Genomic DNA, 20,389 nt, shown 5'->3' with positions numbered 1-20,389 from the left:
TCAGACGCCTCCAAATGAGGAGTACTGAGTGTGATGCGCGTGCGTAGTTGGCTCGTTAGCCTTGATCTCGGAGAGTTCGTTTGCGAGCTCGCGGGAGAGGCTCGTTAACAGGCCCACGACACCGAGGACCGGCACTGCACTGTTTTCTTGGTCCTCTGGGAGTGCGGAGAAGAGCGTCTGGAGCACATCGTGGATCTGCCAGGCTCTCGCAGAAAACTCGTAGATGTCATGCATGCTTCACCTCCTGAGCATCAACCGGACGGATCGATTCAGCTAGTCCGACGCTGTGCTCTCGATAGGTCGCGCCTTCCTCCTCATAGGCGGCTGCATTCGACTCACTCATGCGTGCGCCGAGACCGGCGAGCCGTTGCACAAGCGACGGTTCATCAGCAAGTGCGCCGAGGGCGTTGAATAGTGCCGAGATGTCGGTGAACGACTGAGATGCGCAGGCGAACTCGACCGAAGCGGATCCAATAAGCGACGCGAGCTCTTTGAGATCTAAGTCCTTAGCCATGGGACACCTCTGCACGAGCGATCTCAGCGAGGTGAAGGAGTGCTTCGGCGCAGCAGTCAAGCGCATCGTTCGCACTGGGCGCGAGGGCTGCGTCGCGCAGGGCGCGATTGATAATTTGAATGTGAAGCGGGGATTGGGTTTGCTCAGAACGAGCGGAATCGTTGGCACGCATAGTCGCCTCTTGTGTTCGGGTTGAGAACCCGCTCCCCAACGCCAATTGGGGTGGGCGGGCACATGGTGGGGTTGGCGTACCGGGAACACAAGGAACCGGCGAGCCCGAGGGCTCCCCCGCCACAGCCCGCCCATTGACAGGGACGAACAAAGGCGTTGCGCACAAAAAAACCGCGTTGCGCGGTTGTGCGCTTGTGTTCTCCGGGACGCCAATCCCGAGCGAGAGGTGTCTCCTCCCACAAATCAGAGGATAGACGACCGATTCCGACTTCGTCAAGCAAGTGATTTTCGTACCGGACCGATGGTACCGATTGCTTCGCCTGGCTAATATTGAAGCGCAGTATCCTCCGAAGACCCTTGTTGCTGGCCTCCGGGCCAGCTTTTTTTTCAACGGCATTTATGCGGTCTCCGGCGTCAAATACTTGCGGAGTTCACCGACGTTCCAACGGGTCGACCCACCAATTTTGATGGGCTTTGGGAAATCGCCGCGCTTTGCACGATCCCATACCGTCGATACGTTGCAGCCACACAGAGCGGCTACAACGGTATCGCTGACACTAGCAGCGTTAGGAAGGCTATCGAAGTTCTGGAAGGCTTGAAGGTCTGAATTTTTCATCGCATCGACTTGGAAGCGTCCGGGATTGGACGGGTCGATACGAATTCTTTACTCGATAAGCCATCGTGAATAGTCAGCGTGCGTGCCGAACACCTATGCTGCGCGCGGATAACCTAGTCTCTTTGCCGGCACCCGATTCTGCCAGCAGACTGTCTTGACTGCTTCCACTTTTTCACGTACGAGAGACGCGTACTGAATTCTTTGGAAACGATCTCGCCAAGCAGTTCTGCGGCGCGGTCATTCGTCAAATTCCGCTTTTCAAAGTGCTCGTCGAGCCATTTAAACGCCTCATCGCGAATGGCTCGATTTCCTGCATGTGTTTTGTCAGCGGCCTTGCGAGCCCGTTCCGAGATCATTCGCTCGGCTTCGTGTCTCGCCATCTCCTGAAGCATTGCATCACGTTTAGGATTTTTAGTTTCGCCATCGATAAAGCCGGATAGCTTTGTAACAGCGTGCTGCGCTAGAAGAAGCGATTCCCATGCATCATCTGGGTATCCATCGTCGGCATAGCGCAATGCCTCCCCGAGATACGCGCATGACATACGGATTAGCATGAATCGCTGCATTCGAGCGCATTGATCACCCGTAGACTCGACCGAAGCTGCGTACTCCTCCAGAAACTGGCGAGCAGTTGGACTTCCGTAGTCTCTTGTTGTAAAAAGAAAGGCTCCCATGAAAGCGTCCAAACTCATGATAATGCCTAAGTCCGTCCAGATTGAATGAGCATCTTCAGCGATCGATTCGATATACTGATAAATTCTGTCATCTGAGCTGGCACATCTGTCTGGACTGTTCATACAGCGCTCCGATCCGTTGGTTCGTCAGGTTTCGTAACGCCGACGATGGTTTCTGCCCAATCAGCCATCATCCGCCGGCGCTTTTCAAGTAGGTCTCCTCGCCAGTAAGCCATTTCCGACGCGCCGCCGGGTATATGCGCGAGTGCGACCTCGGCTAATTCGCGTGGATAGTTCGTGTGCTCGCTCGCCCAATCGCGAAATGTTGAGCGAAACCCATGTGGTGTCGCTTTAAGTCCCCTCTTGCGCAGAATCGCAAGCAGCGTCATATCGCTCAGCATCTTGTTCGAACGTGGCGCGCGAAAGACCAGATCTGTTTTGTCGTCGCGTTCGATACCTTTCAGCAGTTCAACGGCGCGATCGGACAACGGAACACGATGCTCTTTCTGAGCCTTCATTCGTTCGCTAGGAATTGCCCATATACGACGATCAAGGTCGATCTCTGTCCATAGCGCTCCTCTTGCCTCCCCTGACCGCGCAGCGGTAAGGATCAGAAATTCTAGACACCGAAAGCTGATGCCAGTCGATCTACGGAGATCCTCGACGAAGGCTGGCGTGTCGGCCAAAGAAAGCGCCGGATGATTCCGAACGCGCTTTGTCTTCTTCGGTGCTGATAAGAGCTTGTCAAGGTTGCCGCGCCAAGCCGCCGGATTCATGCCCTCGTCGCGATACCCTTTCACACGAGCCCAACCAAGAATGGCTTCTATGCGTCCGCGCAGGCGGGACGCGGTCTCTGTTTTCTTTGTCCAGATCGGCTCGAGCACATCAGTGACGTGCGAGCGCATGATGTGCCGAACGAGCAAGTCTCCGATCTTCGGATAAGCGTATTCCTCGATCGTGTTGGTCCACTGGGATGCATGCTTTGCGTTTTTCCACTCGGGAGCTTTAGCTTCGATGAAGCGTGTAGCAGCTTCCTTGAATGTGACATCTAGCGCTCGACTGGCGCGCAGTCGGCTCGCTGCTTCCGCTTTGGCTACGAGCGGGTCAACCCCATTCGCGATGTCATCACGCATTGCCTGAGCTTTTGCGTGCGCGTCCTTCAGCGACACCGCCGGGTATGGCCCGAGGCCTATCTCCCGGCGACGTCCGGCAATCGTTGTTCGCAAGATCCACGACCGAGCACCGCTCGTCGAGATTTGGAGCATCAATCCAGCAACTCGGCCTACCGCATGCGTACCTGGCTCAGACAGGCGTGACACGGCTAGCGCACCCAACTCTTGTGCAATTCGAGGCATTCAGTTTCTACCCGCCAACCTACCCGCCTAAAAATTTACGACTTATGCCGAGGAAAGGCAATGGGTTCCGACTTGTGATCTTTGGGGGAATCGGCTGAAAGCCTTATCTGGCGGGGGTTTTGACGACTAAATCCGATGAAATCGGACCGTCTAAGAGGGGTGTCCTGGCGGAGAGAGGGGGATTCGAACCCCCGATAGGTTTTACCCTATACACGCTTTCCAGGCGTGCGACTTAAACCACTCATCCATCTCTCCGGAAGACCGCGATTATACCAAGTTCCCGCGACTGCGCCAGCCCCTACGGATGACGAATGTAATCGACGAGCGCGCGCGTGTACGCATCCGGCTTGCGATCGAAAAGACTCACCGCGATCGCCACCGCGAAACCGGCCGGTACACCGAACACGCCCGAGCTGATCGGCTCGATGCCGAACCAGCGCGGCCCGGCGAAACCCGTCAACTGCACGAAAAACGGATACGTCGACACGATGTAATACACGCACACGACGAGCCCCGCGATCATGCCCGCGACGACGCCGCGCTGCGTCGTGCGTTTCCAGAACACGCCGAGCACGAGCGCCGGAAAGAGACTCGACGCCGCCAGCGAAAACGCCGCGCCGACGAGAAACAGGATATTGCCCGCGTTCAGCGACGCCACATACGACGCGAGCAGCGCCACGCCGAGCAGCAGAATCTTCGAGATCGTCACGCGCCGCTGGCTCGTCGCGCGCCGGTCGACCATGCAGTAATACACGTCGTGCGACAGCGCGTTGGCGATCGTCAGCAGCAGCCCGTCCGCCGTCGACAACGCCGCCGCCAGCGCGCCGGCCGCGATCAGCCCCGAGATCACATACGGCAATCCCGCGATTTCGGGCGCCGCGAGCACGACCATATCCGGCTGCATCTGAATGCCGGCCCAGCGCACGATGCCGTCGCCGTTCACGTCGCTGATGCGGATCAGGTACGGCTCCACGCGCCGCCATTGCGTGACCCATTGCGGCAAATCCGCAAAACGATGACCGACGATCCCCGTCAATATCTCGTGCTTGATCAGCACCGCGAGCACCGGCACCGTCAGATAGAAGAGCGCGACGAAGAACAGCGTCCATCCAACCGAGCGCCGCGCCGACGATACCGACGTCGTCGTGTTGTAGCGCGTGAGGATGTGCGGCAGGCTGGCAGTACCGATCGACAGACACAAAAGCAGCGACAGAAAGTTGATCTGATGCACGCGCGGACTTTCGTCGCCGGCCGAGCCGGGCGCGAACGCTTCGGCCATCGGCACGGGCGCCGCGACGCGCTCGATCAACGCATCGCGTTCGCGCGACCACTTGGCTTGCGCATCGGCAGGATCGCGCGGAAAAGCGGCCAGTTCGCGCTCACGCTCGTTGATCTCGCGCAGCGGGCCGTTATGCCGGCGCAATTCCGCGATCTCACCGGCGAGGCGCGCGCGCTCGTCATGGAACGACTGCGGGAGCGCGTCGATGCGCTGCTGAATCTGCGCGGCCTGTTGCTGATAAGCGGCGCGCACGCGCGCTTCGTCGGGCGATGCGGCGACTGCCCGCTCGAGCGACTCGACGCGCTCCATCACGCGCCCGTAGTTGAATTGCGGAAACCAGCCGAGCCCTTCGCGATGCGCGATCATCGACACCGGAATCAGCATCGCGCTGATGAGAATGATGTATTGCGCGACCTGCGTCCACGTCACCGCGCGCATGCCGCCGAGAAACGAGCACACGAGAATGCCCGCGAGGCCGCAGAAGATGCCGATCGAAAACTCGATGCCGATGAACCGCGACGCGATCAGCCCGATGCCCTGAATCTGCGCGACGAGATAGACGAACGAACACAGAATCGCCGCGACGGCCGCGAGCGCGCGCACGAGATTGCTGGAGAAGCGCGTGCCGAGAAAATCGGGAATCGTGTAGCGCGCGAGCTTGCGCACGTACGGCGCGAGCAGGAACGCGACGAGGCAATAGCCGCCGGTCCAGCCCATCACGTACGCGAGGCCGTCGTAGCCGCTCGCGTAGATCGAACCCGCGAGACCGATGAACGACGCCGCCGAGAGCCAGTCGGCGGCTGTCGCCATGCCGTTGAACGCGGACGGCACACGCCGCCCCGCCACGTAGTACTCGACGAGATCCGACGTGCGCGACAACAGGCCGATCACCGCATACACCGCGATCGGCACGAACAGGAACACGTAGCCGATCCACGTGCCCGGTCCCGTCGTGCGCTCGATGCGCTCCATCAAAAAGATGAACAGCAAAAAGCCGAGCGTATAGAGCGCGTAGGAAAGGATCAGCCGGTTCGTGAGCTTCATGCGGCGTCGCCCTGTTCGGCGCGGGCGGCGCGCGAGAGACGCGCATCGGCGACCTGCATCAGCACGATATAGACGAGGATCAGCGCGACATAGACGAGAATCGCGCCCTGCGCGCCGAAGTAGAACGGCAGCGGAAAGCCCGCGACGCGCACATGCTCGAAGCGTTGCGCAAAGAGCGGCAGGCCGAACGAGACGATGAAGCCGGCCGCCATCAGCACGGCGATCAGCGCGATATTGAAACGCCAGTAGCGCCGATGCGCACGCGCCATCGCCACCGATACGGGCGGCGGCGAGGCAGGCGTCGGGTTGGAGGAATCGGACATGCGGTTTTTTAACAAAACCGCATGGCGTCGGCAATAAGGATCGACCGCCGCGTGTGACGCAGCGGCCGCGTGACGATCAGCGCGCTTCGCCGAGCTGATCCAGGATCGCCGGATTTTCCAACGTGGAGACGTCCTGCGTGATCTCCTCTCCCTTCGCGAGCGAGCGCAGGAGCCGGCGCATGATCTTGCCCGAGCGCGTTTTCGGCAGATTCTCGCCGAAGCGGATGTCCTTCGGCTTCGCGATCGGCCCGATTTCCTTGCCGACCCAGTTGCGCAGTTCCGTGGCGATCTGCTTCGCTTCATCGCCTTCCGGACGCGAGCGCTTCAGCACGACGAACGCGACCACGGCTTCACCCGTCGTATCGTCCGGCCGGCCGACGACCGCCGCTTCCGCGACCATCGGATTCGCGACCAGCGCCGACTCGATTTCCATCGTGCCGAGGCGGTGACCGGAGACGTTCAGCACGTCGTCGATGCGGCCCATGATCGTGAAGTAGCCGGTTTCCTTGTCGCGCACCGCGCCGTCGCCGGCGAGATACAGCTTGCCGCCGAGTTCCTCGGGGAAGTAGCTCGTCTGATAGCGTTTCGGGTCGCCCCACACGTTGCGCAGCATCGACGGCCACGGACGCTTCACGACCAGAATGCCGCCCTGCCCGTTCGGCACGTCCTGACCGGTTTCGTCGACGATCGCGGCCATGATGCCCGGCAGCGGCAGCGTGCAGGAACCCGGCACGAGCGGCGTCGCGCCCGGCAGCGGCGTGATCATGTGGCCGCCGGTCTCGGTCTGCCACCACGTATCGACGATCGGGCATTGTCCCTTGCCGACGTTCTCGTGGTACCACATCCACGCTTCCGGATTGATCGGCTCGCCGACCGTGCCGAGCAGACGCAGCGTCGACAGATCGAAGCTCTTCGGATGCACCTTCGCATCCGCTTCCGATGCCTTGATGAGCGAGCGGATCGCCGTGGGCGCCGTGTAGAAGATCGTGACCTTGTGGCGCGCGATCATCTCCCAGAAGCGGCCCGCGTGCGGGTACGTCGGCACGCCTTCGAACATGACCTGCGTCGCGCCGATCGCAAGCGGCCCGTACGCGATATAGCTATGCCCCGTGATCCAGCCGATATCCGCGGTACACCAGAAGATGTCGCCCGGTTTCATGTCGAAGGTCCACTTCATGGTCTGCGCGGCCCACAGCAAAATGCCCGCTGTGCTGTGCTGCACGCCCTTCGGCTTGCCGGTCGAACCGGACGTGTAGAGGATGAAAAGCGGATGCTCCGCGCTCACCCACTCCGGCTCGCACTTCGTCGATTCGTTCTCGACGATCTCGTGCAGCCACGCGTCGCGGCCTTCGGCCCATGCGACCTTGCCGCCCGTGCGCCGATACACGATGACGTCCTTCACTTTCTCGCAGCCGCCCGCGGCGAGCGCTTCGTCGGCGATGCTCTTGAGCGGCAGCGCCTTGCCGCCGCGCATCTGTTCGTCGGCGGTGATGAGCGCGACCGCGCCGACATCGACGAGACGTTCGTTCAGCGACTTCGACGAGAAGCCGCCGAACACGACGGAATGCGTCGCGCCGATGCGCACGCAGGCCTGCATCGCGACGACGCCTTCCACCGACATCGGCAGATAGATCACGACGCGGTCGCCCTTCTTGACGCCGCGCTTCTTCAGCGCGTTGGCAAGGCGCGAGACGCGGTCCAGCAGATCCTGATAGGTGACGTTGGTGACGGTGCCGTCGTCGGCTTCGAAGATGATCGCGTTGTCGTTGCCGCGGCCCGCTTCGACGTGACGGTCGAGACAGTTATACGACGCGTTGAGTTCGCCGTCCTCGAACCACGTATAGAAAGGCGCCTTCGATTCATCCAGCACCTTCGTGAACGGCTTGTGCCACGTGAGCGTCTCGCGCGCGATGCGCGCCCAGAAACCCTCGTAATCCTGTTCCGCTTCAGCTGCCAGCGCCTTGTAGGCGTCCATGCCGGAGATTGCCGCACCCGCCGATGCCTTGGCTGACGGCGGGAATACACGTTTTTCCTGAAGAACCGATTCGATCGCAGACATCGACAACCTCTCCTGATGGTGTTTCCGAAATCCGGCGGCGCGCGCATCGCTGAATGGGCTGCGCGCGCCGTATGTTTATGAGGTTCGAAAGCGGAACGCGCGAGGCGTTCCCGAACCTTGTCTCCGTTTTACCGCGCCGACGAGACGCGAAGAATGTCACGGCACATTCCGCGCCAGCGACATCCTGCAGTGAATTCAAGATAAGCCGCTCAACTTACCCGCTTCTTACGTGGCCGGGCCAGCAGGCACGGGGTATACACGGAGTCCGCGCGGCTTCTACAATGCGTCCCCATAATCGTAACTGAACTCCCCGCGCGGTATCCAGCTTGAATCGCTACGCCTTTCTCCTGATTGCAGCCATGCTGCTCGTCGGAAGCAACGTCGGCATCGGCAAGTCGATCGTCGCCTCCGTTCCCGTTCCGCTCTTCGCGCTGCTGCGCTTCGTCATCGCGCTCGCGGTGCTCTGGCCGCTGTTGCGCTGGTCGAAGATGAAACGCGTCGCGCGCGGCGAATGGATCAATCTGTTCCTGCAGGCGTTCTTCGGCACCTTCGGCTTCACGCTGCTGATGCTGAACGGCGTCGCGCGCACGAGCGCGGTCGCGGCGGGCGTCATCACGAGCACGATTCCGGCCGTGGTCGCCCTCTTCGCGTGGCTCTTCCTGAGAGAGAAACCGGGATCGCGCGCGCTCGCATCGATCGGACTCGCGATCGCGGGCGTGCTCGTCATCAACATCGCGCAGGCCGGGGCTTCGGGCGCGAGTTCGTTGCCCGGCAATCTGATGGTGCTCGGCGCCGTGTGCTGCGAATCGCTCTACGTGATCCTTTCGCGCCGTCTCACGCAGACGCTGCCCGCCATCGACATCTGCGCGTACACGCACGCGATCGGCCTTCTGCTGATGCTGCCGCTCGGCGCGAGTTCGCTCGCCGGCTTCGACTGGACGAGCGTCGACTGGGACACGTGGGCGCTCGTGCTCTGGTACGGGCTGTCGGCGAGCATCTTCTCGTTCTGGCTGTGGATGAAGGGCATCCGCCACGTCGACGGCAGTCTCGCGGGCGTCTTCTGCGCCGTGCTGCCGGTCGCGGCGGCACTCTATGGCATCGCATTTCTCGACGAGCGGCCGACGCTCGCGCACGGCATCGCGCTCGCGTGCGTCGTGACGGGCATCGCGCTCGCGAGCCTGAAGGCGCGCGCCACCGGCTCCGTCTCGCGCGAAACCGGCGTCTAGGACGGGTTCAGCGGTTTCTGAAAGCTTTTGGGAAGTCCGCGTGGCGACACGCTACAATAGCGGGCTTCCCGACACCGCGAATGCGCCAACGCGCGCGCCGGCGCATCGCACGCGCATCGCGCGTTTCGGTTCGTCATATTCGCCAGTCATCATTTCCGGTCCGACCCGCCCCGACTGAACAGCCGCCCATGTCCGCTCCCAAGCATTCTCCCGCCTCGCCCTCGCAGCCCGGCTCGATGAAAGTGCTACCGAAAGTCATCTTCATGAGCCGCTGGCTCCAGGTGCCGCTCTATCTGGGCCTGATCGTCGCGCAAGCCGTCTACGTCGTCCTGTTCCTGAAGGAAGTCTGGCATCTCGTCACGCACGCGATGACGCTCGACGAAACCAACATCATGCTCGTCGTGCTCGGCCTCATCGACGTTGTGATGATCTCGAACCTGCTCATCATGGTGATCGTCGGCGGATACGAAACCTTCGTGTCGCGTCTCGGCGTGGAAGGCCATCCGGACGAACCGGAATGGCTCGATCACGTCAACGCGGGCGTGCTGAAGGTGAAGCTGTCGATGGCGCTCATCAGCATCTCGTCGATCCATCTGCTGAAAACCTTCATCAACCCCGACCAGCACACGTTCCACACGGTGCTGTGGCAGGTGATCATCCACGTCGCCTTCCTCGTGTCCGCGCTCATCATGGCGTATGTCGACCGGCTGACCACGCATACGCATCCGCGCCATTTTCACGACGAATCCTTTTCGCCGCCCCGAAACGCAATCGAGTGAGGCGTCGCCCAGAACGCCTGCACATAATTTCGTCCCCCAGAGCTGAAGCCATGACCGTCATCAAGCAGGAAGACCTGATTCAGAGCATCGCTGATTCGCTGCAATACATCAGCTACTACCATCCGCTCGACTATATCCAGGCGCTCGGCCGCGCCTACGAGCTGGAAGAAAGCCCCGCCGCGAAGGACGCGATCGCGCAGATCCTGACCAACAGCCGCATGTGCGCCGAAGGCAAGCGCCCGATCTGCCAGGACACGGGCATCGTCACGGTGTTCGTGAAGGTCGGCATGGACGTGCGCTGGGACGGTGCGACGATGTCGGTCACCGACATGATCAACGAAGGCGTGCGCCGCGGCTATCTGAACCCGGACAATGTGCTGCGCGCATCGATCGTGAGCCCGCCCGAAGGCGGCCGCAAGAACACGAAGGACAACACGCCGGCCGTGATCCACTACGAGATCGTGCCGGGCGACAAGGTCGACGTGCAGGTCGCGGCCAAGGGCGGCGGCTCGGAGAACAAGTCGAAGTTCGCGATGCTGAACCCGTCGGATTCGATCGTCGACTGGATTCTCAAGACCGTCCCGACGATGGGCGCCGGCTGGTGCCCGCCGGGCATGCTCGGCATCGGCATCGGCGGCACGGCTGAAAAGGCGATGGTCATGGCGAAGGAATCGCTGATGGACCCGATCGACATTCAGGACGTCATCGCGCGCGGCCCGCAGGACTGGATCGAAGAACTGCGCGTGGAGCTCCACGAGAAGGTGAACGCGCTCGGCATCGGCGCACAGGGTCTCGGCGGTCTCGCGACGGTGCTCGACGTGAAGATCATGGCCGCGCCGACGCACGCGGCATCGAAGCCGGTCGCAATCATCCCGAACTGCGCGGCGACGCGTCACGCGCACTTCACGCTCGACGGCTCGGGCGCGGCGAAGCTCGAAGCGCCGCCGCTCGACGCATGGCCGAACGTCACGTGGCAGCCGAACACGGAGACGAGCAAGCGCGTCGACCTGAACACGCTGACGCCGGAAGAAGTCGCGTCGTGGAAGCCGGGCCAGACGCTGCTGCTGTCGGGCAAGATGCTGACGGGCCGCGACGCCGCGCACAAGCGCATCGCCGACATGCTCGCGAAGGGCGAAAAGCTGCCGGTCGATTTCACGAACCGCGTGATCTATTACGTCGGCCCGGTCGATCCGGTGCGCGACGAAGCCGTCGGTCCGGCGGGCCCGACCACGGCCACGCGCATGGACAAGTTCACGGAAATGATGCTCGCGCAGACCGGCCTCATTTCGATGATCGGCAAGGCCGAGCGTGGCCCGGTCGCGATCGAGGCGATCAAGAATCACCAGGCGGCGTACCTGATGGCGGTCGGCGGCGCGGCGTATCTCGTGTCTAAGGCAATCCGCGAAGCGAAGGTGCTGGCGTTCGAAGACCTCGGCATGGAAGCGATCTACGAGTTCGACGTGCAGGATATGCCGGTGACGGTGGCCGTCGATTCGAGCGGCACGTCGGTCCACAAGACCGGCCCGGCCGAATGGCAGGCGAAGATCGGCAAGATTCCGGTCGCGACGGCTTGATCGCGGCTTGAGCGCTGCTTATTGGCGATTTATCACCATGAGTGAATGACGAGAGCCGGGCAATCCGCCCGGCTCTTTGTTTTGAAACGCCGCCAGTCGAGAAGGGTTTTCATTCTCAGTTTCGTCTGAAACAAAAAATTTCTACCCAACCTTGGCAGAGTCACGCTCAAGGTTTATCTTTCCAGAAGCCCCACGTTACGAACAGGAATCAAAAATCATGCAAGGCGACGCGAAAGTCATCGAATATCTGAACGCGCAGTTGAAGAATGAACTCACCGCCATCAATCAATACTTCCTGCACGCCCGGATGTACCAGCACTGGGGCCTCGAAAAGCTCAACAAGCACGAGTACGACGAATCCATCGGCGAAATGAAGCATGCCGACTGGCTCATTCAGCGCGTGTTCATGCTCGACGGCCTGCCGAATCTGCAAGACCTGCACAAGCTGCTGATCGGCGAAGAGACGAAGGAAATCCTCGAGTGCGACCTGAAGCTCGAGCAGATTTCGCAGTCGACCTGCAAGGAAGCCATCGCGTATTGCGAGTCGGTGCGTGATTTCGTGTCGCGCGAAATCTTCGAAAAGATCCTGCACGACACCGAAGAGCACATCGACTGGCTGGAAACGCAGCTGGATCTGATCGACAAGGTCGGCATCCAGAATTACCAGCAAACCATGATGGGCGATCACGAATAATCGAATGCCTGGCGTAGTCCCTGCCTCAATGCCGAACGAGCGTGCCGCGTCAGCCGCGAGCGCGCCGGTCGGCATTTTCGATTCCGGCCTCGGCGGCCTGTCGGTGCTGCGCGCCGTGCGCGCGATCCTGCCGCACGAGCGCCTCATCTACGTCGCCGATTCCCTGCACGCGCCCTACGGCGAGCGCGATGACGACTTCATTGTCGACCGCACGATGGCGATCGGCGAATGGCTCGTCAAACAGGGCGCGAAGGCGCTCGTCGTCGCGTGCAACACGGCCACCGCGCAGTCGATCGCGATCGTGCGCGAGCGTCTGCCGATTCCGCTCGTCGGCGTCGAGCCGGGCGTGAAACCGGCGGCGGCTGTATCGAAGTCACGCGTCGTTGGGGTGCTCGCCACCGCCGTCACGTTGCGTTCCGCGCGTTTCCAGTCGCTGCTCGACCGTTACGCGGGCGATTGCCGCTTCATCTGTCAGGCGGGACACGGGCTGGTGCAGGCGGTCGAGCGCTGCGACACGTCGTCGCCCGCGCTGATGGCGCTGCTCGAAAGCTACCTCGCGCCGATGCTCGACGCCGGCGCCGACACGCTCGTGCTCGGCTGCACGCACTACCCTTTTCTCGATCGCGCGATCCGCGACATCGCCGGCGAGCGGCTTCGGATCGTCGACACCAGCGTGGCCATCGCGCGGCAGCTCGACCGTCTGCTCGACGCGCACGCGCTGAAAAACGTCACCGCGCCGCCCGACAGCCTGCCGCGCTTTTGCTCCACCGCCGACGGCGAATCCCAGCGCCAGCTCGCCGCCGCGCTCCTTCAGCTCGATGCAAAAGTCGAGCACGTCGACATCCCTTCGCGCCGCACGCGCCTCGCTGAACCCGACATCGTCTGAGGGTTTCTCACGCGCGGCGCCGCGTTCATCGCGCGCTTTCCCCCGCCAGACAAGGCTTCTAGCAATAAACCCGCTCACTTGCGGGCTCTGTTACAAAAAACACTGAGCCCCGCTTGCAAACAAGCCAATACCGAATGATAATAATTCGCATTAACGCTAACTATTGCGAACGATCATGATTGTCTGTGTCTGCAAATCAGTGTCCGACCGGAAAATCCGAACCGCCATCGCCGAAGGGGTCGATACCTTCGACGAACTGCAATTCGAGCTCGGCGTCGCGCTGTGCTGCGGCAAGTGCGAAGAGAGCGTTCGCGATGTCATGGCGCAAAGCGGCGTCTGCGCGTCGCACTGCGGCGTCGAGCGGCATGAGCATGTTGCGCCGCTGACGTTCTACGAGCGCCAGGCTGCCTGAAGCCATCCGCGTAGCGTTCAGCCGGCGGCGCCGATGTTCGAGCCGCGCCGCCCGGTCGTTTTATCGTCTCCAGCAAGCCAGGTCACCTTCGTATTTCCGGTCACTTTTAGCCAGCCGCGCAACCCCTTGTCCCGTGGAGGGAAAGATGGAATTGCTGATCGGTTTCGTGACCACCCTGTTTATCTCCCTGCTTATTTTCCGAAAATGACGTCGTCTGGTTTCTTCCGCACCGTGCCTGCGCAGTCGCTGGACCGCGAACTGGAAGGCAGCGTTATCTGCAAGCATTTACGCAGCATCACAAGCAGCCAATAACAATGCAGTCCCCGACCACTACTTCTGCCGCCTTCCAGACGGCGCCGGCAGCGAACGCCAATCCGCGCGTCATCGCGGCATGTGTCGCCGTCGTCGCCATTCACGCCGCGCTGCTGGGCGTCGCGCTGACGATGCGCAACGCGCCGCCGCCGCGCCCGATCGAAGCCAAATCGATCACCGCGCAACTGATCAGCGAGACGCCGCAGCCCGCGCCGCAGCCGGTCGCCGTCGAAACGCCGCCGCCGCCCAAGCCGGTGCCGCAGCCCGTTCCGAAGCCGCAGCCCAAGCCGAAGGTCAAACCGAAAATCGAGCCGAAGCCCACGCCGATGCCGGTCACCGAAGCGCCGTCGCAGATCGCCGCGCCCACACCCGAACCCACGCCGCCCGCTCCGGCGCAACCGGCGCCGCCGCCGGCCGCACCGGCCATCGGCAAGCCGAGCATGGACCTCGCCGCGCCGAAGAACGTCGCGCATCTGAGCTGCAACTTCGCGCAGCCGGACTATCCGGCGATGTCCAAGCGCCGCGGCGAAACCGGCACGGCCGTCATCCGTCTGACGGTGGGCCTCGCGGGCAAGATCGAAAACGTCACGCTGCAAAAGAGCAGCGGTTCGTCGCGCCTCGATGACGCGGCGCTCGAGGCCGTGCGCGGCAGCGCGTGCAGCCCGTACAAGGAAAATGGCGAAGCGATTCGCGCGACCGCCACGGTGCCATTCGTTTTCAGTCTGAACGACTGATCGGTTTTTTTAGATACAAGGAAAGAGCAATGGAAAACTACGGGATTGCGCACGTCTGGGCGCAAGGCGACTTCGTGACGCGGGGCATCGCGCTCGCGCTCGTCATCATGTCGGTGCTTTCGTGGACGGTGATCGTCGTGAAGGCGTGGAATGTCGTGCGCCTGAAGCGCCTGACCAAGAACGCAGAGCAGGCGTTCTGGCACTCCGACGACTTCAGCGACGGCATCAAGAAGCTCGGCAGCCAGTCGTCGAGCCCGGCGGACAATCCGTTTCTCGCGCTCGCGCTCGCCGGCCAGGAAGCCGCCGATCATCACCACCAGACGCAGCCGCATCTGCACGACCGGATGGACGTGTCGGACTGGATCACGCGCTGCCTGAAGGATGTCATGGACGAAGGCGTCGGCCGCATGCGGTCGGGCCTCGCGATTTTGGCGTCGATCGGTTCCACGTCGCCGTTCGTCGGTCTGTTCGGCACGGTCTGGGGCATCTATCACGCGCTTCTGACCATCGGCGCGACGGGCCAGACGTCGATCGATCAGGTCGCCGGTCCGGTCGGCGAATCGCTCATCATGACCGCGTTCGGTCTGTTCGTCGCGATTCCCGCGGTGCTCGGCTACAACGCCCTCACCCGCGCGAACAAGGGCATCGTTACGAAGCTGAACCGCTTCGCGCACGGCCTGCACGCGTTCTTCGTCACGGGCACGAAGCTTTCGTCGACCAAGCGCGCGACAAACGCGCCGTCGGACAATCTGCGTCTCGCGACGCGCGCGTCCTAAGCCGGGGAGATTCGCAACATGGCCATGAGCCCATTCGCCGGAGACGAAGACGACGGCATGATGAGCGAGATCAACATGACGCCGCTCGTCGACGTCATGCTGGTGCTCCTCATCATCTTCCTCGTCACGATTCCAGCCATGCATCACGCGGTGAAGATCGATCTGCCGCACGCAAGCAGCCAGCCGCAGGACGAGAAGCCCGCGCACGTGAATATCGCGATCAAGGCCGACGGCACGACGCTGTGGGACGATCAGCCGATCGACGAAGCGACGCTCAACGCGCGCATCGCGCAGGCGGCGCAGCAGACTCCGCAGCCGGAGATTCATCTTCGCGCGGATCGTCAGGTGGCGTATGAAAAGGTCGCCGATCTGATGTCGGCGGCGCAGGCGGGCGGATTGACGAAGATCGGTTTCGTTACCGAGCCGAAGAGCGGCAAGTAACGTTCCGATGCGCCCTCTTCCGGGCGCACGAACGCACAAAGTAAAAGGCCTTCATCGTCGGATGAAGGCCTTTTTTCGTGCGCACGCGGCGCATTCGGGTGAGGCGGTCACTTTGGGTTCGAATAGCCAGAACCAGAAGTTCCGTCGCATGCAGCAGCCGTGGTCGACACGGACAGTGCAATCAACCCTATCAGGCTAACTATCAGAGCAGCCGTCAGTTTTCGCATAAGGAGCTCCTTAGCGAAGGAGACTTCAATATACCGCCGCAAATTTTGACGATCAATTGAATCTGACCATCGCAAGCGCGCGCTTCAATGTCATAAATCAATGACAAACGCCGATGCGGTCAAACTGTTTCCCGTTCCGGCTGTTCATGAACAGGACATTCTCCTGGGAAGCGCTGACCGCTACCGATCGACTCGACGAGAAAATCCACGAATGCGCGCACTGCAGGGACCATGCCTTGCCGCGACAGAAACACCGCGTAAAGCTGCGGCGACGGAAACGTCCAGCCCGGCATCACCGGCGATAGTTGCCCGGTGCGCAGCGGCGCGCCGTACATCATTTCGGGCAGCGCCGCGATGCCGACGCCGCGCATGACGGCCTCGCGGATCATCGACAGATCGGCCGTGACGAGGCGCGGCTCGTGCTCGAATTCGTGACGCGTGCCGTCCGGCGCGATCAGGCGGTAAACGTGGCGGCCGTCCGCCGAGGGCGTGTCGATGGTGTCGTACTGCGCGAGTTCGGCGGGCGTCATCGGCGGCGCGTTCGATTTCAGCAGCGACGGCGCCGCGACCAGCATCTGCTCCGTGCGCCACAGCGGCCGCGCGACGACATTCGAGCTCGCGGGCGGCTCCGAGCGCACGCGCAGCGCGACATCGACGGCATCTTCGAACAGATCGACGACGCGATTCGTCACGCGCATGACGACGCGCACTTCAGGGTAGCGATGCATGAAATCCGGCATCACGGCGGAAAGAAATGTCTGCGCGATGGTCACGGGCACGCTCACGCGCACCGTGCCGCGCGGCGAATCGCGCAGGCTTTGCACGACGTTGACGGCGGCCTGAGCTTCGGCGAGCATCGCCTGGCAATGCTGGTAGAACAGCTGCCCCGCTTCGGTCAGCGCGAGTTTGCGGGTCGAACGCTGCAAAAGACGCACGCCGAGCGACGCTTCCAGTTCCGACACGCGCCGCGACAGCCGCGACTTCGAGATGCCGAGCACGCGTTCCGCGGCGGAAAATCCACCGTGCTCGACGACGTGCGAGAAATACATCAGATCGTTCAGGTCATGCGAGTCGGCTTTCATGGTCGCTCGTCGAAGCTGGATGGAATGTAAAGCGGTTCGTTATCGCCAGCGCGACAATCCATTGCGCCGCGACGTCTTTTACCGCGAAATGCGGCCCATATAATAGCGCTGTGTTTCAAATTTATCGCTATTCCCCTCATTTCTGTATTCGCGACGCGAGGCAACCATGTCCACCAGCCGCAGCATCGAACGCATCATCCCGGCGACCCGCACCGTCGAAGGCGGCGGATTCGTCGTGCATCGCCCGTTTCCGACCCGTCTTCTGATGGATTTCGATCCATTCCTTCTCCTTGATGAAATGGGCCCCGCCGACTACGCGCCCGGCGAGGCGAAAGGCGCGCCGGATCATCCGCATCGCGGCTTCGAGACCGTCACGTACATGCTCGAAGGCGAGTTCGGCCACAAGGATTCCGCGGGGCACTCCGGCACGCTGCGCCCCGGCGACGTGCAATGGATGACCGCCGGCGCGGGCGTCGTGCACAGCGAAATGCCGGCCGAAGAATTCACGCGCCGCGGCGGCCGTGTGCACGGCTTGCAACTTTGGGTCAACCTGCCGCAGCGCGACAAGATGATCGCGCCGCATTATCAGGAGATTCCGTCGGCGGAGATTCCCGTCGCGACGAGCGAGGACGGCAAGGTCAGCGTGAAGGTCATCGCGGGCGAGGCGCTCGGCGTGAAAGCCGCCATCGATACGCGCACGCCGATTCTGTATCAGCACTTCTCGCTGCAACCGGGCGCGAAGATCGAGCTGGCGGTGCCGCGCGACTATCGCGTGTTCGCGTATCCGCTTTCGGGTACGGCACAGTACGGCCCGCAAAGTCAGCCGATCCGTGCGCAGCAGATGGTGATCTTCCGCGACGACAGCGATACCATCGCGCTCGCCGCCGGCGACGAGCCCGTCGAGCTGCTGCTGATCGGCGGCGTGCCGCTGAAGGAGCCGGTCGTGCGCTACGGTCCGTTCGTGATGAACACCGAGGACGAGATCCGCCAGGCGGTGATCGACTATCAGGCGGGACGGATGGGCGCCATTACACACTGAGGGCGCCGAGGGCACTGAATGCCCTCGCCCCCGCAGCGCGGTCGAAATCGACGAAACGGTGCGGCATGAACGGACACATTGCGTCACAATGACCGTTCTTGCCGCGCCGTTTCGTCATTCTTGCAGTCTCAACCCGAACAGGAGCAACGCATGGCCGGACCTTCCGTGACCGCCAGCATCGGCAACATCGACTATCAAGTCCGTCTCGGAGACGGCACGCATTCGTGGATCGCGGACGAGCCTGCCAGCATCGGCGGAGGCGACGCGGGGCCGGAACCGGCATCGCTGCTCCTCGCGAGCCTCGGCGCGTGCACGTCGATCACGCTGAAGATGTACGCGAAGCGCAAGGAATGGCCGCTGGAAGGCGTGCACGTCGAGCTGTCGATGAAGAGCACCGCCGACGGCACGAACATCGACCGGCGCATCGCGCTGGCGGGCGCACTGTCCGACGAACAGCGGGAACGGCTCTTGCAAATTGCCAATGCGTGCCCGATGCACAAGGTTCTGTCCGGCGCGATTCACATCGAGTCCAGGCTGACGCCGCAGTGATGCATCGAAGGCACCACGAACGTCCAAGGAAAACGTCGTCTTGAATTTCGAACACCTCATCCAGATCAACGATCCGCTCAACCCGCTTCTCGAGTCACTGACGCGCGAGCAGCTTTGGGAAGGGCTCGTCCTGCGCGCCGAGCAGCCGCAGTTGTTCGTGCTGGGGCTGGATAGCTGCGACATCCTCGCGCGCGACGGCGACACGATGGAGCGCGAGCTTCACTACGGCCAGGCCACCGTGCGCGATCGCGTGACGCTCACGCCCGGCTCCAGCGTGCGCTACGACATCCTGCCGACCGCCGATTACGTTGGCGGCTCGCTCACGATGGCGATCGAGCAACCCGACGCGGTGCAGCTCTTCCTGCGCTTCACCTACAGCACGACGCTGCCGGACAACGAGAACGCCACGCCCGACGAGCGTCAGACGCAGGAAATCGTGAAATCGGCTTACCGAGAATCGGATATCGACACCGTGCGGCTGATCCGCCAGTTCGTGCACGGGCGCAAGGATCAAAGTCCCCTGCATTAAGCGTCGCTTCGATGCGGTGGCGAATGCTTCGCGGCCGCATCGAGAACGGCTATCAAAAGTTGTGCTTCAATCGGAAAGTCTAGTTGCAAATAGGAATAGTTATCATTTACTATAGACCCATCGAATCAACGAACGCACACTTTCCGACATGACCGATACGCCGCGATCCTCCACGCTCAGGCTGCGCCGCCCGGCTGTCCGCGACGCCGCGATCACCCGCCCGAAAGCGACGACCGTCACGACGGTTCACGTGGCGCACGCGGCGGACAGCACCGGCGAGCGATCGCTGAAAAGCGACGCGCTGCTGCAGGGACGCAGCCACGTGAGCATCGTGCATAACGGGGAGACCTATCAGTTGCGCGCAACGCGTCTGGGCAAGTTGATCCTGACGAAGTAACGCGCCGAACGAACAGAGCAGCAACGGTAGTACGTACAGGGTATTGTGGGGACCACCTCGCCAGGAGGTGTTTGGCCTTAGCCAGCGAGGACGACTTGCACGCGAGAATTCAGACCCCTTCGTGCAAACACCAGCCAGTCGTCGATAGCAAGCGAAGCCGCTTTTTTTGGTTCCTGCTCGGGTTTTACGATGCATGCCTGCGAGCTGCATCCGAAAACGAAATGGCACGTCTTCATGACGAAGACGTGCCATTTTTTATTGCGCGAACGCTTCAGACGTTTTCGATACCCAGCGCCGCGATGCCCGCTTTCGCGACTTGCGCATCCTGATCCGACTTCACGCCCGACACGCCCACCGCGCCCACGATATCCGCGCCGACGAAGATCGGCACGCCGCCTTCGAGCATCGCGGTCATCGGCGCGGAGAGAAACGCCGTGCGGCCCTGCTTGATCGTGTCTTCGTAGACCTTGGTCTCGCGTCGGCCGAGCACGGCGGTGCGCGCCTTGCCCGTCGCCATCTCGACGGTGCTCGCGCCCGCGCCGTCGAGACGATGCAGATGCAGCAGATGCCCGCCATCGTCGACGATCGCGATCGTCACGTTCCAGCCATGTTCCCTTGCGTGCGCCTCGGCGGCTACGGCCATTGCCTTGACGTCTTCATCGGTCAGTACGGGTTTGGTTCTCACTTCTCGCTCTCG

Annotated in this window: 23 protein-coding genes and 1 tRNA gene; 14 read left to right on the top strand and 10 right to left on the bottom strand. The window is 62.1% G+C overall.

The genetic code is table 11. The annotated features are described in order from the left end of the window. From AWB76_RS02385 to acs, 8 genes are all read right to left on the bottom strand, one after another. Positions 1–234, bottom strand: coding sequence for a hypothetical protein (locus AWB76_RS02385; protein ID WP_061158495.1), 234 nt, complete (start codon positions 232–234; stop codon positions 1–3). After that, positions 227–514, bottom strand: a complete 288-nt coding sequence (locus AWB76_RS02380) for a hypothetical protein (RefSeq protein WP_061158494.1) — start codon at positions 512–514, stop codon at positions 227–229. The genes AWB76_RS02385 and AWB76_RS02380 overlap by 8 nt, the downstream gene beginning before the upstream one ends. 900 nt (positions 515–1,414) lie before the next feature. Continuing rightward, positions 1,415–2,098 (bottom strand): hypothetical protein, encoded by a 684-nt coding sequence (locus AWB76_RS02370; protein WP_157696037.1) that lies wholly within the window; start codon positions 2,096–2,098, stop codon positions 1,415–1,417. Then, positions 2,095–3,330, bottom strand: coding sequence for a tyrosine-type recombinase/integrase (locus tag AWB76_RS02365; RefSeq protein WP_061158491.1), 1,236 nt, complete (start codon positions 3,328–3,330; stop codon positions 2,095–2,097). Before AWB76_RS02365 ends, AWB76_RS02370 begins: the two co-directional genes overlap by 4 nt. A gap of 165 nt (positions 3,331–3,495) precedes the next feature. Continuing rightward, positions 3,496–3,585 (bottom strand) — tRNA-Ser (locus AWB76_RS02360). A 43-nt stretch (positions 3,586–3,628) separates the two neighbouring features. Further along, positions 3,629–5,653 (bottom strand): sodium:solute symporter family protein, encoded by a 2,025-nt coding sequence (locus AWB76_RS02355; RefSeq protein WP_061158490.1) that lies wholly within the window; start codon positions 5,651–5,653, stop codon positions 3,629–3,631. Further along, positions 5,650–5,976 (bottom strand): DUF4212 domain-containing protein, encoded by a 327-nt coding sequence (locus AWB76_RS02350; RefSeq protein ID WP_063936296.1) that lies wholly within the window; start codon positions 5,974–5,976, stop codon positions 5,650–5,652. The genes AWB76_RS02355 and AWB76_RS02350 overlap by 4 nt, the downstream gene beginning before the upstream one ends. Positions 5,977–6,052: 76 nt before the next feature. After that, on the bottom strand, positions 6,053–8,035 hold the full coding sequence (gene acs, locus AWB76_RS02345; protein WP_061158488.1) for an acetate--CoA ligase: 1,983 nt from the start codon (positions 8,033–8,035) through the stop codon (positions 6,053–6,055). 326 nt (positions 8,036–8,361) lie between these two features. Between acs and AWB76_RS02340 the strand changes: the two genes are divergently transcribed. The 10 genes from AWB76_RS02340 to AWB76_RS02300 all read left to right on the top strand — a co-directional run bounded on the left by AWB76_RS02340 (position 8,362) and on the right by AWB76_RS02300 (position 15,869). Continuing rightward, positions 8,362–9,261, top strand: coding sequence for a DMT family transporter (locus AWB76_RS02340; protein ID WP_061158487.1), 900 nt, complete (start codon positions 8,362–8,364; stop codon positions 9,259–9,261). 188 nt (positions 9,262–9,449) lie between these two features. Continuing rightward, complete coding sequence (locus tag AWB76_RS02335) at positions 9,450–10,040, top strand: TIGR00645 family protein (RefSeq protein ID WP_061158486.1); 591 nt, start codon at positions 9,450–9,452, stop codon at positions 10,038–10,040. Between the two features lie 50 nt (positions 10,041–10,090). Then, positions 10,091–11,614: a fumarate hydratase gene (locus tag AWB76_RS02330; protein ID WP_061158485.1), complete on the top strand. Its 1,524-nt coding sequence runs from the start codon at positions 10,091–10,093 to the stop codon at positions 11,612–11,614. A gap of 217 nt (positions 11,615–11,831) precedes the next feature. Then, positions 11,832–12,308 (top strand): bacterioferritin, encoded by a 477-nt coding sequence (gene bfr / locus AWB76_RS02325; RefSeq protein WP_008350427.1) that lies wholly within the window; start codon positions 11,832–11,834, stop codon positions 12,306–12,308. A gap of 4 nt (positions 12,309–12,312) precedes the next feature. Beyond that, a complete protein-coding gene (gene murI, locus AWB76_RS02320) occupies positions 12,313–13,194 on the top strand; it encodes a glutamate racemase (RefSeq protein WP_061158484.1) in 882 nt (293 codons plus the stop codon). 175 nt (positions 13,195–13,369) lie between these two features. Beyond that, complete coding sequence (locus AWB76_RS38855; protein ID WP_074171275.1) at positions 13,370–13,606, top strand: (2Fe-2S)-binding protein; 237 nt, start codon at positions 13,370–13,372, stop codon at positions 13,604–13,606. A gap of 33 nt (positions 13,607–13,639) precedes the next feature. Then, a complete protein-coding gene (locus AWB76_RS40620) occupies positions 13,640–13,918 on the top strand; it encodes a hypothetical protein (protein ID WP_157696036.1) in 279 nt (92 codons plus the stop codon). Positions 13,919–13,920: 2 nt separating this feature from the next. Further along, positions 13,921–14,652 (top strand): energy transducer TonB, encoded by a 732-nt coding sequence (locus AWB76_RS02310; protein ID WP_061158482.1) that lies wholly within the window; start codon positions 13,921–13,923, stop codon positions 14,650–14,652. A gap of 29 nt (positions 14,653–14,681) precedes the next feature. Further along, positions 14,682–15,428 (top strand): MotA/TolQ/ExbB proton channel family protein, encoded by a 747-nt coding sequence (locus tag AWB76_RS02305; RefSeq protein WP_061158481.1) that lies wholly within the window; start codon positions 14,682–14,684, stop codon positions 15,426–15,428. Positions 15,429–15,446: 18 nt separating this feature from the next. Continuing rightward, positions 15,447–15,869, top strand: coding sequence for an ExbD/TolR family protein (locus AWB76_RS02300; RefSeq protein ID WP_061158480.1), 423 nt, complete (start codon positions 15,447–15,449; stop codon positions 15,867–15,869). Between the two features lie 346 nt (positions 15,870–16,215). Here AWB76_RS02300 and AWB76_RS02295 read toward each other — a convergent pair whose 3' ends face one another. Next, positions 16,216–17,178: a LysR family transcriptional regulator gene (locus tag AWB76_RS02295; protein WP_061158479.1), complete on the bottom strand. Its 963-nt coding sequence runs from the start codon at positions 17,176–17,178 to the stop codon at positions 16,216–16,218. Between the two features lie 166 nt (positions 17,179–17,344). On the opposite strand from AWB76_RS02295, the gene AWB76_RS02290 reads away from it, so the two are divergent. The 4 genes from AWB76_RS02290 to hemP all read left to right on the top strand — a co-directional run bounded on the left by AWB76_RS02290 (position 17,345) and on the right by hemP (position 19,692). Next, positions 17,345–18,217 carry a pirin family protein gene (locus AWB76_RS02290; RefSeq protein WP_061158478.1) on the top strand — a complete coding sequence of 291 codons (873 nt, stop codon included), beginning with the start codon at positions 17,345–17,347 and terminating at the stop codon, positions 18,215–18,217. A gap of 150 nt (positions 18,218–18,367) precedes the next feature. After that, positions 18,368–18,766 (top strand): OsmC family protein, encoded by a 399-nt coding sequence (locus AWB76_RS02285; RefSeq protein ID WP_061158477.1) that lies wholly within the window; start codon positions 18,368–18,370, stop codon positions 18,764–18,766. 40 nt (positions 18,767–18,806) lie between these two features. Next, complete coding sequence (locus AWB76_RS02280) at positions 18,807–19,295, top strand: SRPBCC family protein (RefSeq protein WP_061158476.1); 489 nt, start codon at positions 18,807–18,809, stop codon at positions 19,293–19,295. Positions 19,296–19,443: 148 nt separating this feature from the next. After that, positions 19,444–19,692 carry a hemin uptake protein HemP gene (gene hemP, locus AWB76_RS02275; protein WP_061158475.1) on the top strand — a complete coding sequence of 83 codons (249 nt, stop codon included), beginning with the start codon at positions 19,444–19,446 and terminating at the stop codon, positions 19,690–19,692. A gap of 271 nt (positions 19,693–19,963) precedes the next feature. Here the strand turns inward: hemP and AWB76_RS02270 are convergent, their stop codons facing one another. After that, on the bottom strand, positions 19,964–20,377 hold the full coding sequence (locus AWB76_RS02270) for a GlcG/HbpS family heme-binding protein (protein ID WP_061158474.1): 414 nt from the start codon (positions 20,375–20,377) through the stop codon (positions 19,964–19,966). Between the last annotated feature and the right edge of the window lie 12 nt (positions 20,378–20,389).

It is taken from the genome of Caballeronia temeraria (assembly GCF_001544795.2).
Lineage (GTDB): Bacteria > Pseudomonadota > Gammaproteobacteria > Burkholderiales > Burkholderiaceae > Caballeronia > Caballeronia temeraria.
The sequence above is the reverse complement of the archived record's forward strand: the minus strand, read 5'-3'. Positions and strand labels throughout refer to the sequence as shown.

What these genes read in the sequence shown, in the direction of transcription:
- AWB76_RS02350 (WP_063936296.1), bottom strand. Translation starts at nt 5,976, where the DNA reads ATGTCCGATTCCTCCAACCCGACGCCTGCCTCGCCGCCGCCCGTATCG.
- murI (WP_061158484.1), top strand. Translation starts at nt 12,313, where the DNA reads ATGCCTGGCGTAGTCCCTGCCTCAATGCCGAACGAGCGTGCCGCGTCA.
- AWB76_RS02365 (WP_061158491.1), bottom strand. Translation starts at nt 3,330, where the DNA reads ATGCCTCGAATTGCACAAGAGTTGGGTGCGCTAGCCGTGTCACGCCTG.
- AWB76_RS38855 (WP_074171275.1), top strand. Translation starts at nt 13,370, where the DNA reads ATGATTGTCTGTGTCTGCAAATCAGTGTCCGACCGGAAAATCCGAACC.
- AWB76_RS02370 (WP_157696037.1), bottom strand. Translation starts at nt 2,098, where the DNA reads ATGAACAGTCCAGACAGATGTGCCAGCTCAGATGACAGAATTTATCAG.
- bfr (WP_008350427.1), top strand. Translation starts at nt 11,832, where the DNA reads ATGCAAGGCGACGCGAAAGTCATCGAATATCTGAACGCGCAGTTGAAG.
- hemP (WP_061158475.1), top strand. Translation starts at nt 19,444, where the DNA reads ATGACCGATACGCCGCGATCCTCCACGCTCAGGCTGCGCCGCCCGGCT.
- AWB76_RS02300 (WP_061158480.1), top strand. Translation starts at nt 15,447, where the DNA reads ATGGCCATGAGCCCATTCGCCGGAGACGAAGACGACGGCATGATGAGC.
- AWB76_RS02380 (WP_061158494.1), bottom strand. Translation starts at nt 514, where the DNA reads ATGGCTAAGGACTTAGATCTCAAAGAGCTCGCGTCGCTTATTGGATCC.
- AWB76_RS02385 (WP_061158495.1), bottom strand. Translation starts at nt 234, where the DNA reads ATGCATGACATCTACGAGTTTTCTGCGAGAGCCTGGCAGATCCACGAT.
- AWB76_RS02295 (WP_061158479.1), bottom strand. Translation starts at nt 17,178, where the DNA reads ATGAAAGCCGACTCGCATGACCTGAACGATCTGATGTATTTCTCGCAC.
- AWB76_RS02335 (WP_061158486.1), top strand. Translation starts at nt 9,450, where the DNA reads ATGTCCGCTCCCAAGCATTCTCCCGCCTCGCCCTCGCAGCCCGGCTCG.
- AWB76_RS02310 (WP_061158482.1), top strand. Translation starts at nt 13,921, where the DNA reads ATGCAGTCCCCGACCACTACTTCTGCCGCCTTCCAGACGGCGCCGGCA.
- acs (WP_061158488.1), bottom strand. Translation starts at nt 8,035, where the DNA reads ATGTCTGCGATCGAATCGGTTCTTCAGGAAAAACGTGTATTCCCGCCG.
- AWB76_RS02330 (WP_061158485.1), top strand. Translation starts at nt 10,091, where the DNA reads ATGACCGTCATCAAGCAGGAAGACCTGATTCAGAGCATCGCTGATTCG.
- AWB76_RS02305 (WP_061158481.1), top strand. Translation starts at nt 14,682, where the DNA reads ATGGAAAACTACGGGATTGCGCACGTCTGGGCGCAAGGCGACTTCGTG.
- AWB76_RS02290 (WP_061158478.1), top strand. Translation starts at nt 17,345, where the DNA reads ATGTCCACCAGCCGCAGCATCGAACGCATCATCCCGGCGACCCGCACC.
- AWB76_RS02355 (WP_061158490.1), bottom strand. Translation starts at nt 5,653, where the DNA reads ATGAAGCTCACGAACCGGCTGATCCTTTCCTACGCGCTCTATACGCTC.
- AWB76_RS02285 (WP_061158477.1), top strand. Translation starts at nt 18,368, where the DNA reads ATGGCCGGACCTTCCGTGACCGCCAGCATCGGCAACATCGACTATCAA.
- AWB76_RS40620 (WP_157696036.1), top strand. Translation starts at nt 13,640, where the DNA reads ATGTTCGAGCCGCGCCGCCCGGTCGTTTTATCGTCTCCAGCAAGCCAG.